The organism is Arthrobacter vasquezii, assembly GCF_029455255.1.
Classification (GTDB): domain Bacteria; phylum Actinomycetota; class Actinomycetes; order Actinomycetales; family Micrococcaceae; genus Arthrobacter_D; species Arthrobacter_D parietis.
On record NZ_JAROKN010000067.1, the window covers coordinates 1 to 14,524 of the forward strand.

General features: G+C 64.4%; 13 protein-coding genes. 9 read left to right on the forward strand and 4 right to left on the reverse strand.

Translation table 11 applies throughout. The annotated features are described in order from the left end of the window. The first annotated feature begins 178 nt into the window (after positions 1-178). Positions 179-622 (forward strand): pyridoxamine 5'-phosphate oxidase family protein, encoded by a 444-nt coding sequence (locus P4U43_RS15765; protein WP_277359594.1) that lies wholly within the window; start codon positions 179-181, stop codon positions 620-622. Positions 623-635: 13 nt separating this feature from the next. After that, positions 636-968, forward strand: a complete 333-nt coding sequence (locus P4U43_RS15770; RefSeq protein ID WP_056548673.1) for a cupin domain-containing protein — start codon at positions 636-638, stop codon at positions 966-968. 9 nt (positions 969-977) lie between these two features. Here P4U43_RS15770 and P4U43_RS15775 read toward each other — a convergent pair whose 3' ends face one another. Beyond that, on the reverse strand, positions 978-2,243 hold the full coding sequence (locus P4U43_RS15775; protein ID WP_277359595.1) for a serpin family protein: 1,266 nt from the start codon (positions 2,241-2,243) through the stop codon (positions 978-980). A 245-nt stretch (positions 2,244-2,488) separates the two neighbouring features. Between P4U43_RS15775 and P4U43_RS15780 the strand changes: the two genes are divergently transcribed. From P4U43_RS15780 to P4U43_RS15805, 6 genes are all read left to right on the forward strand, one after another. After that, positions 2,489-4,111 (forward strand): DUF885 domain-containing protein, encoded by a 1,623-nt coding sequence (locus P4U43_RS15780; RefSeq protein ID WP_277359605.1) that lies wholly within the window; start codon positions 2,489-2,491, stop codon positions 4,109-4,111. A gap of 147 nt (positions 4,112-4,258) precedes the next feature. Further along, complete coding sequence (locus P4U43_RS15785) at positions 4,259-5,650, forward strand: dicarboxylate/amino acid:cation symporter (protein WP_277359596.1); 1,392 nt, start codon at positions 4,259-4,261, stop codon at positions 5,648-5,650. Positions 5,651-5,759: 109 nt separating this feature from the next. After that, positions 5,760-6,386, forward strand: a complete 627-nt coding sequence (locus P4U43_RS15790) for a Maf family protein (protein ID WP_277359597.1) — start codon at positions 5,760-5,762, stop codon at positions 6,384-6,386. Positions 6,387-6,505: 119 nt separating this feature from the next. Next, positions 6,506-8,317, forward strand: a complete 1,812-nt coding sequence (locus P4U43_RS15795) for an acetyl/propionyl/methylcrotonyl-CoA carboxylase subunit alpha (RefSeq protein ID WP_277359598.1) — start codon at positions 6,506-6,508, stop codon at positions 8,315-8,317. Between the two features lie 120 nt (positions 8,318-8,437). Beyond that, positions 8,438-8,962 (forward strand): hypothetical protein, encoded by a 525-nt coding sequence (locus P4U43_RS15800; protein ID WP_277359599.1) that lies wholly within the window; start codon positions 8,438-8,440, stop codon positions 8,960-8,962. Further along, complete coding sequence (locus P4U43_RS15805) at positions 8,956-9,573, forward strand: RES family NAD+ phosphorylase (RefSeq protein ID WP_277359600.1); 618 nt, start codon at positions 8,956-8,958, stop codon at positions 9,571-9,573. Before P4U43_RS15800 ends, P4U43_RS15805 begins: the two co-directional genes overlap by 7 nt. 48 nt (positions 9,574-9,621) lie before the next feature. On the opposite strand, the gene P4U43_RS15810 is transcribed toward P4U43_RS15805, so the two are convergent. The 3 genes from P4U43_RS15810 to P4U43_RS15820 form a co-directional block, all read right to left on the reverse strand. Then, entirely contained in the window at positions 9,622-10,347 is a 726-nt protein-coding gene (locus P4U43_RS15810) for a hypothetical protein (RefSeq protein WP_277359601.1), read from the reverse strand. Continuing rightward, positions 10,344-11,681 (reverse strand): serine/threonine-protein kinase, encoded by a 1,338-nt coding sequence (locus P4U43_RS15815; protein ID WP_277359602.1) that lies wholly within the window; start codon positions 11,679-11,681, stop codon positions 10,344-10,346. The genes P4U43_RS15810 and P4U43_RS15815 overlap by 4 nt, the downstream gene beginning before the upstream one ends. 143 nt (positions 11,682-11,824) lie before the next feature. After that, entirely contained in the window at positions 11,825-13,231 is a 1,407-nt protein-coding gene (locus tag P4U43_RS15820; protein WP_277359603.1) for an MFS transporter, read from the reverse strand. A gap of 304 nt (positions 13,232-13,535) precedes the next feature. Between P4U43_RS15820 and P4U43_RS15825 the strand changes: the two genes are divergently transcribed. Then, on the forward strand, positions 13,536-14,524 hold a 989-nt coding region (locus P4U43_RS15825), incomplete at its 3' end, for an MFS transporter (RefSeq protein ID WP_277359604.1).

Genomic DNA, 14,524 nt, shown 5'->3' on the forward strand with positions numbered 1-14,524 from the left:
CGCGATCAGTTGCGGCTCGGACCCCGGCCGGGCCCGGGATCGTGGCGGCGCAGCGCCCGGCGGTGACTTACACGGCCACAATAGGCAGGATCCTTCCACTTCCGTCGGCAACCACCCTAGGGTGGGGGTACGAGACCGAGCACGGCAATCGCGGAATTGTTCCGGCGGAAGGAAGCTGATGGATTCCAGGGAAGACGAGTGGCGAGGACAGCCCGGCACGCTTCACATGTCGGAGGATCTTTCGGATACCAGGTGCTGGGCGCTGCTGAGTACGCACCAGACGGGCCGGATCGGTTTCCTCCGGAACGGCGCCGTGCAGATTTACCCGGTGAACTATCTGGTGCACGACGGCGCAATTTACTTCCGCACCCGGGATGACGGGGACATCGGCAGTCTGCTCCCCCTCAACGGGTGCGCTTTCCAGGTGGACGAGGTCCGTTCGGAGGCGATGGCCGGCTGGTCCGTGCTGGCCAATGGAACTGCAGACGCCGTGCGCGACGAGGCGCTGCTGACCGAACTCTGGGGGCGCTCAGCAGAGGAACCATGGGCGGGCGGATCGCGGACAACGTTCGTCGGAATTCAGCCCACACAGATCAGCGGCCGCAGTGTCCAGGCAGTCTGAGGCGGAGGAGCCCATGCAAAAATCGTCACTGACCGCCCTGATGCGGCATCAACTCGAGCTCGCCCGCAACGCTTCGAGCGGGCGCAGTGCACGGACAGTATTCGGCGGGCATGAGCAGACCCTGCGCCAGACCATGATCGCCCTCGCTGCGGGCTCGCACCTGGCTGAACATGAGAATCCCGGTGAGGCCACGGTTCAGGTGCTGCAGGGCAGGGTAACGCTACGTGCAGGGGACGTGTCCTGGGAAGGGTCTCCCGGGGACCTGCTGATTGTCCCGCAGGCCCGCCACTCGCTCGAAGCGATCGAGGAGTCGGTTGTTCTCCTGACGGTTGCGAAACTTTCCTGAGTCGCCCGGCTAGCTCACACTCGGGTCCATCACTGTGCCCAGGAACAGCGGCATGCCGGTGTCCTCGTGGAGGATCTGGTAGTGGAAGGGCCGGTCGAACGTAATCTCGACGTCCGGCTCCGCGAATCCGCTCTCGGCCATGCTGATCTGCGTCACGGCAGCGGCGATGGTGCCCTTCTCGGCAACGGTGATGTTCGCCGATTGGGCCGCGCCCTCCACGTAGAGTCCGTCGGCGCTGATGCCGCTGAAGTCGGGCGTCCTGCCCATCGCCTCCTTCAGTCCCATGGTGGTGAGCACCTCCTTGAGATCCAACTCAGAGGTGTGGTCCCACGAAGGCAGCGTCAGCGCCACCAGTTCTTCACCGGCGTCGTCCATCTTCCCATTGGCCTCCGCGAGGGCAGCCTCGCCCAGGACCGGGTTTGAGCCTTCCTCCGGCAGGAGCAATCGCATCACGAACCCGTTGTGATAGGGCAGGTCAACGCCCTGCCAGCTGCCGCCGTCGACGTACTTCAGCGGGAGCACCGCGTGCATCAGAGGGGTCTGGATCACGCTGCCGCTCGTCCTGAAAGGTCCGGTCTGCGTGCTTTGGGGGTCGAATGGGTCGGCCCAGGCCGCTGCGAAGTACACGGTGTTGATGATGTTGAGGCGGGTGTCCGGCGTCGGTTCCAGTGGTACTTCTTCAATCCGCCCGCCGGTGTGCTGCTTCACCCACGCGTTCATTGCATCGAGTGCGTCACCGCTGGGGTAATCCACGGGGTACACACCGGCGCCGAAGTGCTGGGCGAGAGGTTCCAGGAAGTCATCCTCGAGCACGAGGGCCTCCGCCGGGAATAGCCCGTTCGCCAGGTGCAGCAGGGGTTCTTCCGGCGGTTCTTCATCATCGACCGTGGCGGGATCGCCATCATATGCGGCCCAGTTGGTGAGCAGCGCGTTCATCGCCTCGTCCCGGTTTTCCGCCGGGAAGGCGAGAACGGAGTCCAACTCTTCCGCCGTCGTCGTTCCTGCTCCGATCCTCAGCATGGCAAGGGCCGCGAGCGCGCTGACGGGGCTGGTGACCTGGTTGCCCTCGGGATCTGCGGCAAGCATTGCTGCGCCGAGCCGGTAGGAGGAGTCGCGGAGGGCTGCGACGGCGTCGGGATGATCTGTGAGCAGAACGGTTTCCCGCTCCACATCGGCGATCCGCTGTTCTGGCAGCGCCGGTGATCCGCAACCGGTCAGCACCAGCATTCCGGCGGCCAAAATGGAGGTGAGGAGGCGTTTCGGAATGGTGCCCATGGCTGTCTCCCTTGAGTGAACCGCCGGACTTCAAACGTAGGGCACCATTGGGGCCGGCCTCCAGCAGGGCCGGAACACAATCCGGTCACGATCCCGCTGAACTATGGACAGCTCTGTGGCCGTGGGCGATAACGTGCCGTTAGGCTCTACGGGTGATCAACGAGACTTCCACCGCACACCTGACCGCTGAGGCACCCACCCGCGCCCAGACGGCCATCGACGCCGTTGCCGAGGCCTATACGGAGATGCTGCTGCAACTCGATCCCGGGTTTGCCACCCAGCTTGGCTTGCCGGGACACGAGACCGAATACCGCGACTACTCGCCCGCCGGGCTGGAGGCCTTCGCAGAGGCCACGAGGGAAACCCTCGGCCGCCTTGATGACCTCGAACCTACCGACGAGGTCGACGCCGTCACCCTCGATGCGATGCATGAACGCCTCGGGTTGGAACTGGAGATCCACGAGACGGGCCTGAACCTCGCGGACCTGAACAACCTGGCCTGCCCGGCGCAGGAAATCCGCATGATCTTTGATCTCATGCCCACTGACACCGCTGAGCAGTGGCATCACATTGCCGGCAGGCTCTGCAATGTGCCGGACGCCATCGGCGGGTACATCACTTCACTCCGCGAGGGCAAGAACCGCGGCATCCTGCCCGCAGCGCGCCAGATCCGCATCGTCATGGAACAGACCAACGCCTACGCTGCGGACGGCGGCTACTTCGATGAATACGTCAGCGGCGCAACCATGGAGAACGACGGCGGCCTTCCGGACTCCGTACTAACGGAACTCGCCGCCGGCTGCGAGGCCGCACGCAACGCCTACCGCCACCTCAGCACTTTCCTCGAGGAGGAACTGCTGCCCGAGGCTCCGGAGAAGGACGCGGTGGGCCGTGAGCGCTACTCGCTGATGTCACGCCAGTTCCTGGGTGCGGCGGTAGACCTCGAGGAGACCTACCAGTGGGGCGTCGAGGAACTGGACCGGCTGATTGCCGAGCAGGAGTCCGTCGCCAACGAGATCAAGGAAGGCGCATCCATCGAGGAAGCCATGCGCATCCTCGATGAATCGCCCGAGCGCCAGTTGCAGGGCACCGATGCGCTGCAGGCCTGGATGCAGGGACTGTCCGACCGCGCTGTCCGGGAGCTTGCCGGTGTGCACTTCGACATCCCGGACATCATGCGCACCATCGAATGCATGATCGCTCCCACCAAAGAAGGCGGAATCTACTACACGGGTCCCAGCGACGACTTCGCCCGCCCGGGCCGCATGTGGTGGTCGGTTCCGGAGGGTGAGGACACCTTCACCACGTGGAAGGAAACCACCACGGTCTACCACGAGGGCGTTCCGGGACACCACCTGCAGATCGCCACGGCAACCTTCCAACGCGGGCTCCTGAACTCCTGGCGCCGCAACGCCGTCTGGGTTTCCGGGCACGGCGAGGGCTGGGCGCTGTATGCGGAGCGGCTCATGGAAGACCTCGGCTACCTGAATGATCCGGGAGACCGCCTTGGGATGCTGGATGCCCAGCGGATGCGCGCGGCCCGCGTGGTCTTCGACATCGGCGTCCACCTCGAGCTAGAAATTCCGGAACGTTGGGGCTCCGGTACCTGGACCCCGGACAAGGGGTACGAGTTCCTGAAGAAGAACATCGCCATCAGTGAGGGCCAGTTGAATTTCGAGTTCAACCGCTACCTCGGCTGGCCGGGACAGGCGCCCTCCTACAAGATCGGTCAACGCCTCTGGGAGCAGATCCGCGACGAGGTGAAGCAGCGTGAAGGTGAGTCCTTCAACCTGCGGGACTTCCACACCCGAGCGCTCAACCTCGGCTCGGTCGGTCTCGACACGCTCCGCCGGGCGCTGCTCAGCTAGTCCCCGCTGGTCCCCCAGCGTTGAGTTGGCAGGGCACACTCTGTATTAAGGTTCAGCAGGGTGTGTCCTGCCAACTCATTTAGTTCAGGATGAAACATTTCGCAATAAGCAATTTGTTTGTTAGAGGAACGAACCTACTGTTCTCGGGTGACTTCAGAAACTTCCGCTCCGGCGTCCCGCAGGCTGCCCCGCTGGGCTACCTCCTTCGGACCGCAAATCATCGCTGCCCTCATCGTTGGCCTGGCGCTCGGCCTCGTGGCCAAGTACTCCGGCCACACCGAAGGAACTCCCACCGCCCTCGGCACAACCCTCGCGACCATCGGCTCAAGCTACGTCGCGCTCCTGAAGGCCGCCGTCGTACCCCTGATTTTCACCGCAGTGGTGAGCTCGATCGCCAACCTCCGCGCTGTCCACAATGCTGCACGCCTGGCTGGACAGACGCTGCTCTGGTTCGCCATCACCGCGTTGATCTCTGTGGTGATCGGCATCGGGCTTGGAACAATTTTCCAGCCCGGTGCAAACACCAACGCGGCGCCTCCGAGCGAGTACACCGGCCGAACCGGTGATTGGTGGGCGTTTTTGACCGGACTCATTCCCGCAAACTTCCTTGGCCTGCAGGCCTCGTCCAGCGTGGACGACGCCGGCGCCGTCACCACTGGACTCAGCTTCAACGTGCTGCAGGTCCTGGTGGTCGCCGTCGCCATCGGCATTGCCGCACTGAAGGTGGGCAAGCCGGCCGAACCGTTCCTCGCTCTCAATGCCTCCGCTCTCGCCGTCATCCAGAAGGTGCTGTGGTGGATCATCCGGATTGCACCGATCGGCACCGTCGGCCTGATCGGCAAGGCCGTTGCTGTCTACGGCTGGGACACCATCGGTTCACTCGGCAAGTTCACGCTCGCCATCTACGTTGGTCTTGCGCTGGTGCTGTTCGCCGTCTATCCCGTACTGATCCGCGCCAACGGTCTATCCGTGAAGCAGTACTTCTCCGGCGCATGGCCCGCCATCCAGCTGGCTTTCGTCTCCCGCTCGTCCATCGGCACCCTTCCGCTGACCCAGCGGGTGACCGAGCGCAACCTCGGCGTACCGCGCAGCTACGCATCCTTCGCCGTGCCGCTCGGCGCTACCACCAAGATGGACGGCTGCGCCGCGATCTACCCCGCCATCGCAGCGATCTTCGTGGCCCAGTTCTTCGGCATCCAGCTGGACTTCGGGCAGTACGTACTGATTGCAATGGTTTCCGTACTGGGATCGGCTGCGACCGCGGGCACTACGGGCGCCGTCGTCATGCTTACCCTGACGCTGTCCACGCTGGGACTGCCGCTCGCCGGCGTCGGACTTCTGCTTGCCGTCGACCCGATCCTGGACATGGGCCGAACCGCGGTGAATGTTGCCGGCCAGGCGCTCGTCCCGACGATCGTCGCGAAGCGGGAAAGCCTCCTCGACACGGAGCTCTACAACGCAAAGCGCACTGGGGATCCGTTCGTGGATGACACCCCGAGCTCTGACGCAGCGCCTGAGCTCGCGGGGGCCAAGGCCTAACCACCGTCGTTGAGTTGGTAGGACACACCCCTCATGAACCTTCGTAAGGGGTGTGTCCTGCCAACTCACGGGTGTTTGTAGGAGCTCCGGGAACACTAGGCTGGTTCGCATGACCCTCCGGCTGATCCTCGCTTCCGCATCCCCCGCACGCACGAAACTCCTCACCGAGGCGGGCATCGCGCATACGGTCACGGTGTCCGATGTCGACGAGGACGCCGTCACAGCCGCACATGGCTCGCCGAGTCCGTACGACACCGCCCAGCTGCTGGCACGCGCCAAGGCCGAGGCCGTTGCAGCGCTTCCCGAAGCGCGCGGCGCCCTGGTGATCGGCTGCGATTCGGTGTTCGAGTTCGAGGGCGAGGCGCACGGCAAACCGTATGAGGCGCAGGTTGCCAGGGAGCGCATCAAGCGCATGTCCGGCTCCTCCGGAACACTCCACACCGGCCACTGGCTCGTGGACACCCGGGAAATGAACGACGGCGGATCAGGCACCGCGGTGGGCGCAGTCGCCTCCGCTGAGGTTCACTTCATGCCGTTGGATGACGCCGAGATCGAGGCTTACATCGCAACCGGTGAGCCGCTGAACTGTGCCGGCTCCTTCACAATCGACGGACGCGGCGGGGCCTTCATCCGCAAGGTCGACGGTGACCCACACGCCGTCGTCGGGCTCAGTGTCTCCACGCTGCGCGAGCTGCTCCGCGCTGCAGAAGTGAGCATCACCGATGTTTGGCAGTAGCAGCGCTTTGTAGCTTCCCTACAAATAATCCCTGCCCAACACGGGGAATCGGCATGGTTTATGGGCAGTAGCAACAAAACCACGCTAGGCTCCCAACAGATCAAAGGAGCCCCTAACCCATGAGCGAGTCGATGTCCGCACCTGCCGCGCCCGTGACCAAAGTCCTGATTGCCAACCGCGGCGAGATCGCGGTGCGTGTGATCCGGGCGGCCCGTGATGAAGGTATCGCCTCGGTCGCCGTCTACGCCGAGCCGGACCGGGACGCGCTGCATGTGCGCCTGGCCGATGAGGCGTTTGCGCTGGGCGGCAACACCGCTGCCGAGTCCTATCTGGTCATGGACAAGATCCTCGACGCGGCCGCACGCAGCGGTGCGGATGCCATCCACCCTGGCTACGGTTTTCTGTCCGAGAACTCCCAGTTTGCGCAGAGAGTGATCGACGCCGGACTCACCTGGATTGGCCCCTCCCCCTCATCGATTGCGCAACTCGGTGACAAGGTGCAGGCCCGCCACATCGCTGAGAAGGTCGGTGCACCGCTGGTTCCCGGCACCAAGGATCCCGTCGATTCGACCCAGGAAGTCCTCGACTTCGCCGATGAGTTCGGCCTGCCGCTGGCGATCAAGGCTGCCTATGGCGGCGGTGGACGCGGCATCAAGGTGGTACGTGACCGCGATGAGATTCCCGAGGCCTACGAATCGGCGGTACGTGAGGCAACTGCGGCGTTCGGTCGCGGCGAGTGCTTCGTGGAACGCTTCCTTGACGCGCCCCGCCACGTCGAAACTCAGTGCCTCGCGGACGCACACGGCAATGTCGCTGTCATCTCCACCCGCGACTGCTCCCTGCAGCGCCGCAACCAGAAATTGGTGGAGGAGGCCCCTGCGCCGTTCCTGTCCGAAGACCAGAACCGCCGGCTGTATGAGGCGTCGAAGGCCATCCTGAAGGAGGCCGGATATCAGGGTGCGGGTACGTGTGAATTTCTGGTCGGTCAGGACGGCACTATCTCGTTCCTCGAGGTCAACACGCGTCTGCAGGTTGAGCACCCGGTCTCTGAAGAGGTCACCGGTATTGACCTGGTGCGAGAGCAGTTCCGCCTTGCCCGCGGCGAGGAGCTCGGCTATTCCGACCCCGAGATCCGCGGCCACTCCTTCGAATTCCGCATCAACGGCGAGGACGCCGGCCGGAACTTCATGCCCGCGCCCGGGACCGTTCAGACCCTGAAGCTTCCCACCGGACCCGGCGTCCGTGTGGACTCCGGGATCGAGGCAGGCGAGACTATCGGCGGCAACTTCGATTCGATGCTCGCCAAGCTCATTGTCACCGGCGCTACCCGCAGGCAAGCCCTCGAGCGGTCCCGGCGTGCGCTGGCGGAAATGCAGATTGACGGCATGCCGACCGTCCTGCCGTTCCACGCCGCCGTGGTCAGCGACCCGGCTTTTGCGCCCGAGTCCGGAACCTTCTCGGTGCACACCCGCTGGATCGAGACTGAGTTTGCCAACACCATCGCGCCGTGGACTCCCGACGGCGGTGCTGCGGCGCCGGCTGATGACGACGACACCCGCCAGCGCGTGACCGTTGAGGTAGGCGGCAAGCGACTGGAAGTTGTGCTTCCCGCTTCCCTCGGAGTCGCCACCGGCAGAGCCGCAGGCAAAGGGGCAGGCAAGCCCGGGAAACCAAAGAAGGTTGCCCGCTCACGGGCAGGTGCGGCCTCCGGTGCCGGCGGCGATGACCTCACGTCCCCCATGCAGGGCACCATCGTGAAGGTGGCAGTCCAGGACGGCGACGTGGTGTCCGAGGGCGATCTCATTGTGGTGCTCGAAGCCATGAAAATGGAGCAGCCGCTGACGGCCCACAAGGCAGGAACGCTCTCCGGTCTGACGGCGGTGCCCGGAGACACTGTGTCCGCCGGCGCGGTCATCGCGGCGATCAACTAGATTTACCGCCTATATGCGATCGAGACCGTAAACCTGTCCCCTGGCGGACAGCACCTTCCGATCAAGCTTTTCCAGCGATAGACTGCTTATCTGGAAAAAATGGAAGAGGTGGTCTTTCCCGTGAGTACAGCACTTCCCGAACGGTTATCCGCTGAAGCCGAACAGGCTATCGCCAATATGCATAAGAGCATGGCGGCCCTTGGCGCCGCCGTTTCGGCGGTGGAGGTCCCGGTGTCTCCGCAGATGGCCCGCGGTGTACAGGCCACCGAGAATGCCTGGCGCGAGATCGAAGCAGAGTTCGGAATGCTCACCGGGGCCGAAGTCGCCGAACTGCTGGGCTCTCGTTCCAGCAGCCCCACTGGATATGCCACTGACAAGCGGCGCGCCGGGAAGCTGATCGGTGTCCGCCGCCGCAACGCATTCCACTACCCGGCGTTTCAGTTTGATCGGACGGAAGGCACGGTGCTGCCCGTCATCCCCGAGCTGCTGATGGTTGCCAGGAAGTACGGCAAAACGCAAGAGGGTTTGGCGCAGTGGCTGTGCGCGCCAACTGGCCAACTCGACGGTGACCGGCCGGTCGATCATCTGCACCAGGCTTCCCTGGTCCTCGAAGCAGCTGAAAACCATTACGGGGTGGAGTGGTAACGGGGCCGAAGGGCGCCTTCAACCCGCAGAGTTTTGAGCTCGAGTCCTCGTCGGAGCTCTACCGGGTGTTCAGCAATCGATCAGGCCGTCTCGCGAACGTCTTCAACCCTGGCATGGGCCGACCAACTCGCTTCGCATTCTTCGGCGATCCTGTCGTCCCGGTGCTTTATGCAGCCCAAACTCAGCAAGCGGCAGTCTGCGAAACGCTGCTGCACGATGTTCCGGTCGACGGTGGGATGATCAACCACGACGACTACGGCGACCAGGTCATGGCCCGGCTCATCGTGGCCCGCGACCTGAATTTGGCCTCTTTCATGGGGACGGGGCTGCGTCGGCTCAAGGTGGAGGAAACGGATGTCACCGCAACACCGGCTTCCAGGTATGGAGAGACTGTGACTTGGGCCAAGGCAGCTCATGGGGCAGGTTACGACGGAATGGTGTGGATGAGTCACCGCTGCAACACCGACCGAGCCTTCGTCTTCTTCGGCGACCGTGTCAGCTACACCGACCTCCACATCGATCCAGATTTCGCCCGGGTTTTTGAACTTGGTCCTGACCGTGCCTGGCTCTCCGATTTCTGCGCCCCACTCCACGTGGACGTTCGCTGGTAGGGAACGGTTGCGCATATGCGGTGACACAGGATCTCCCCCGGATCCGGGCTAGTCGTCGCTGCTACGGCCGCGGCCGCGGCCCTTGCCGCCGTCGTCATCATCGTCGTCATCGTTAGCGGCGTCGTTCGCATCATCATCGTCTGCGTCGTTCGCGGGGTCGGCGCCAACGGGGACCGGGACGCTCCGGTTACCCGCACCGCCGTTTGATGAGCTGCCGACGTCGGAACCGCTTCCCGAGGATCCGCTGCCCGAAGAATCCTGAGCGTCGCCTTCCGGCTCGCCCGCCTCCGGGGTGTCGGTGTTCAAGCTCGGGACCGGCTCGGGCGTTTCCGGCGAAGCAGGCGCCAGCGAAGGCTCCGGGTCCGTTGATGGAGCAGGTTCGGCGGTTTCGACGGGTTCGGGATTGGCAGGTACCGGCACGGCAGGTACGACCGGCACGGCAGGGCCGGCGACGGGCTGCGGCAGGTCCGACGCTGCGGGCGCCGCACCGGAGCTCACCAGCCGGTCGATGAGCTGCTCGATCCGCTGCAGGATCATCACCGCTCGGTCACCGGAAATCTCCCCGTTGATTTGCGCAGTCCGCACCCTCGAGGCGAGCCCATGAGCAGCGGCTACGGCATCTGAGGTGTCCCCGCGGGCTGTGAGGACGGCAATCCCCTGCACTTCGGACTGCAGTTCCTGGGCAACGTCGGCCGCAATCGGTGGCGCAGAACACCCACTGAACGTGAGGAACGCGGACACGATCAGCGCGCTGAGACCGGCACGCAGGTTCACGGCTGGACGCTTTCATACAGGCTATCGAGCATTGCGCCTGTGCTGCCGGGCACGGTGGGCAGCGGAGTCGGCCCCGGCCCGGCATTGACGTCGAAGACAGTGAACAGGACGGCAAGCGTCAACCCCACCAACACGACGACGGCGGCCAGCGCACGGGCGCGCAGCCTCACCTTCGCTGCCGCTCGTCGGCGCGGAGGCTCAGGGCGGGATGCCGTCTCCACATCGAAAGACTCGAGCGTGCGGTGACCGGACGGCCGCTGCGCCGGACTCGGGGGCAAGCTCCGCGACGTGGTGGCCGCGGATCGATCTGCGGCTGGCACGGCGGCGGCCGATTCGGCGGGAGCAGGTTCGACGGTTCCTGGCTCGACTGTGCCTGACTCGACGACGGCCGGCGCATCAGCGCCGTCGGTCGCGACAGCGACTTCGCTCCCGGCAGCGAAAGGCTGCGCCGTCGTCGTCGTCGTTTCTTCAGTACCCGTTCCGGCAGCGAGTCCGGCAGGAAATCCTGCGCCCACGGAAGGGACGTCGATGGCATCGAGGAGCCGCACCACCTCGGTTGCGGTGGGACGCTCAAGCGGATTATCCAACGTCATCCTGGTGAGCAGGCGGTGCCAGCCCTCCCCAAAGCACTCAGGGATCGCCGGCGGGCGGCTCAACCGGGCAAGCGCGCTCTCCAGTCCGGTGCCGGGGAAGGCCGGCTCGCCGGTGAGGCATTCGATCAGCAGGAGGCCGAGTGCGTAGATGTCGGTCGGGGTGCCTACCCGGTCTCCGCGTGCCTGCTCCGGACTGAAGTAGGTTGCGGTGCCGATGAGGCTTCCTGTGGCGGTGACCCGGCTGCTCTCGAAGAACCGTGCAATGCCGAAGTCCGTGAGCAGAAAGCTGAACATCCCGGAGGATGTCTCGCCGTAGCGGGTGAGGACGTTCGAGGGCTTGATGTCGCGATGCACTATGCCCTGGCCGTGGATGTACTCAAGGGTGCGGGCGATGTCCCGGCCGGCCGTCGTCGTGCTGTGGATCGGCAGTGCGCCATCCCTCAGGACTGCGCCGAGGTCCGGGCCCTTGATGTACTCCATGACGAGGTAGGACGGTTCCAGCCTGGCGCACTCGGCGTCCATGTCCAGGACGCGAACCAGGCCGGGGTGGTGGAGGGCGGCCAGCATGCGCGCCTCGCCGGACCCGCGCGCGACACCCTCGGCAGAACCGCGGCGGAACATCTTCACCGCAACATCCCGGTGCAGGCGGGTATCCCGTGCGCGGTAGACATCGGCCATGCCGCCGGCGCCGATCACGCGGTCGAGGACGTACCGTCCGCTCGCGAGCGTTTCCTGATTCATGCCAATTCGCTCCCGCTAGAGAAGGTAAGCCTGTGGATCATTCTGGCCGAGGCGCCCTGCGGAAAACTTGGGAAGTGAGCCCATGCAAAAGGCTCCCGTCCAACCCTTGCAGGTGAACGGGAGCCTTGAAATTGCGGTTCGGGTTAGGCGATGTTGTTCTCGTAGTCGTTGTCCCGGGTTTCACGGGTGAGCCACAGAGCAATGAAGGTCAGCACAGCGGCAGCGCTCAGGTAGAGGCCCACCAGGAACGTGCTGCCGTCCGCCGCCTGCCACAGCGCAATAGCAACGAACGACGCCGGTGCCGCCCCGATCACGCTGGACAGGTTGTAGGCCACCGCGGACCCGGTATAGCGGACGTTCGCGGGGAACAGTTCGGGCAGGATCGCGGCCATGGGTCCGAAGGTAAGGCCCATGAGGATGAAGCCGATGATCAGCAGCGCCATGGCGCCCATGGTTCCGGCACCGAAGAGCGGAACCCAGGTCAGGCCGAAGATTGCAATACCGGTAGTGACGGCCAGCAGCATACGACGGCGGCCGAACTTCTCCGCCAGCGGTCCGGACACGAGGGTGAAGATTCCGAAGAACACGACGCCGATGATCAGCATCCAGAGGAAGTCACCGCGGGCAATTCCAAGACCCGGCACAAAGGCGTCCGGGTTGAAGGGCTTGCCTGCCGCTTCCGCCGCTGCGGAAGCCGTTTCCACCGAGGCCGGCGAGGTGCCGAAGGTCAGCGTGAAGGAGGTCATCAGGTAGAACAGAACGTAGGTGGCGAACATGATGAACGTGCCGAGGAGCAGCGGACGCCACTGCTTCGTGAATACCGAGGCCAGCGGCAGCTTGACGACCTTGCCCTTGTCCAGCACCTGCTGGAATGAGTGGCTTTCGATCAGCTTCAGCCGGACGTACAGCCCAACAATGACGAGCACCGCGCTGGCGATGAACGGAACACGCCAGCCCCATGCCATGAACGCTTCGGGTGAGAGGGTGGCGTTGAGGACGACGAACAGCAGGTTGGCGAGGATGAAGCCGATCGGTGCGCCAAGCTGGGGGAACGTGCCGTAGACGGCCCGCTTGCCCTTGGGGGCGTTCTCCGTGGCGAGCAGCGCTGCGCCGCTCCATTCGCCGCCGAGTGCGAGGCCCTGGAGGAAACGCAGCAGGACGAGCAGGGCCGGGGCCAGGAAAATCCAGCCTGGGTTGTCCTTGGCAACCGGCAGGACACCGATGAGGAAGGTAGCAATACCCATCGTCAAAAGCGACGCCACCAGGGTGCCCTTGCGCCCGATCCGGTCCCCGAAGTGCCCGAAGAGGATGGACCCAAGCGGACGAGCAACAAAGGCAACGCCGAAGACCGCGAAGGACTGGAGCAGCGCATTGGCGGGGGTGGAGTCGGGGAAGAAGAGCGCCGGGAACACCAGCACCGACGCCGTGGCGTAGATGTAGAAGTCGTAGAACTCGATGGTGGTGCCGATGAGGCTGGCGAAGATAACGCGACCACGAGAGTTCAGGGGCTTTGTTGCCGCCGGCTCCACGGTCGAAGATGACGATGACATGGTTGCTTGCTTTCTCGAAGACGGCCGTCGAGGAAACCGAAAGCCGGAGTATTTGGTGCCTATCAATCTCATCACCGGAACCGAAGCGTGAGATAACCCGTCCACATAGTGGACGGGTTATCTCACCCCATCGGGAACTTTTGCGCACCTTCGGTGGATTCCGACGGCGTCGAAGTCACCGGAGCTGCGCAAATCTTCCCGTTCGCGGATAGCCGGATGTCACATCCCGTTTACACGCAGCGCCCAGAGTCGAAACGCGCCTTTCCTAGTGTGGCGGTACTGCTCCTTGAATGAAAGGTTCACCATGAGCGTTGACCGCGCAGTTTCCCCGGATATTCCGACGACGACGCCCGGCGGAGCGCTTGCTCAGCGTCCGGGCCTTGCTCAGCGTCCGGGCGTTGCTCAGCGTCCGGGCCGCTGGATCGACAACTGGAATCCTGAGGACGCCGAGCAGTGGGAGTCCGGTGGAAAGGCGATTGCCCGCCGCAACCTGCAGTGGTCCATTGTCTGTGAGTTCCTCGGCTTTGTGGTGTGGCAGCTCTGGTCCATTGTGGTAATTTACCTGCCGGCTGCCGGCTTCAACTTCACCACCTCGCAGATCTTCTGGCTGATCTCGATGCCCAGCCTCGTCGGCGCTACCCTGCGTATTCCCTATACCTTCATGGTGCCGCGCTTCGGCGGCAGGAACTGGACGATCGTCTCGGCGCTCCTGCTGCTGATTCCATCGGTTGGCCTGGCGGTCGCGGTGGGCAATCCGGACACACCGTTCGGAGTACTCCTCGGCATTGCGGCGCTTGCCGGCTTTGGCGGCGGCAACTTCGCAAGCTCGATGGCGAACATCACCTTCTTCTACCCGGTCCGCGAAAAGGGCTGGGCGCTGGGACTGAATGCCGCGGGCGGGAACCTGGGCGCCGCCGTCGCGCAGTTGGTGGTTCCGCTGGTGATTGCAGCGGGTGCCGCCGCGACGCTGAATCTGCCGCTGGCGGGCTGGATCTGGGTGCCGCTGATTCTCGTTGCCGCGTTCGGCGCGTGGAAGTACATGGACAACCTGTCCAGCGCGAAGTCCGACCTCGCCGGCTCCCTCGCCGCCCTGCGCGAACCGCACCTGTGGATTATGGCGTTCCTGTATATCGGCACGTTCGGCTCATTCATCGGGTTCTCCGGAGTCTTTCCCAAGCTGATCCTCGATTCGTTCCCGGAGTTCTCCACCTTTGCGCTGGGGCCTGCTGCGCTCTCGCTGGCGTTCCTCGGTCCGCTGGTCGGCTCGCTCGCGCGGCCCTACGGCGGCCGGCT

Excerpts from the sequence above, each read along its gene's own strand:
- P4U43_RS15765 (WP_277359594.1), top strand. The coding sequence starts at position 179 with ATGGATTCCAGGGAAGACGAGTGGCGAGGACAGCCCGGCACGCTTCAC.
- P4U43_RS15770 (WP_056548673.1), top strand. The coding sequence starts at position 636 with ATGCAAAAATCGTCACTGACCGCCCTGATGCGGCATCAACTCGAGCTC.
- P4U43_RS15775 (WP_277359595.1), bottom strand. The coding sequence starts at position 2,243 with ATGGGCACCATTCCGAAACGCCTCCTCACCTCCATTTTGGCCGCCGGA.
- P4U43_RS15780 (WP_277359605.1), top strand. The coding sequence starts at position 2,489 with ATGCTGCTGCAACTCGATCCCGGGTTTGCCACCCAGCTTGGCTTGCCG.
- P4U43_RS15790 (WP_277359597.1), top strand. The coding sequence starts at position 5,760 with ATGACCCTCCGGCTGATCCTCGCTTCCGCATCCCCCGCACGCACGAAA.
- P4U43_RS15795 (WP_277359598.1), top strand. The coding sequence starts at position 6,506 with ATGAGCGAGTCGATGTCCGCACCTGCCGCGCCCGTGACCAAAGTCCTG.
- P4U43_RS15815 (WP_277359602.1), bottom strand. The coding sequence starts at position 11,681 with ATGAATCAGGAAACGCTCGCGAGCGGACGGTACGTCCTCGACCGCGTG.
- P4U43_RS15820 (WP_277359603.1), bottom strand. The coding sequence starts at position 13,231 with ATGTCATCGTCATCTTCGACCGTGGAGCCGGCGGCAACAAAGCCCCTG.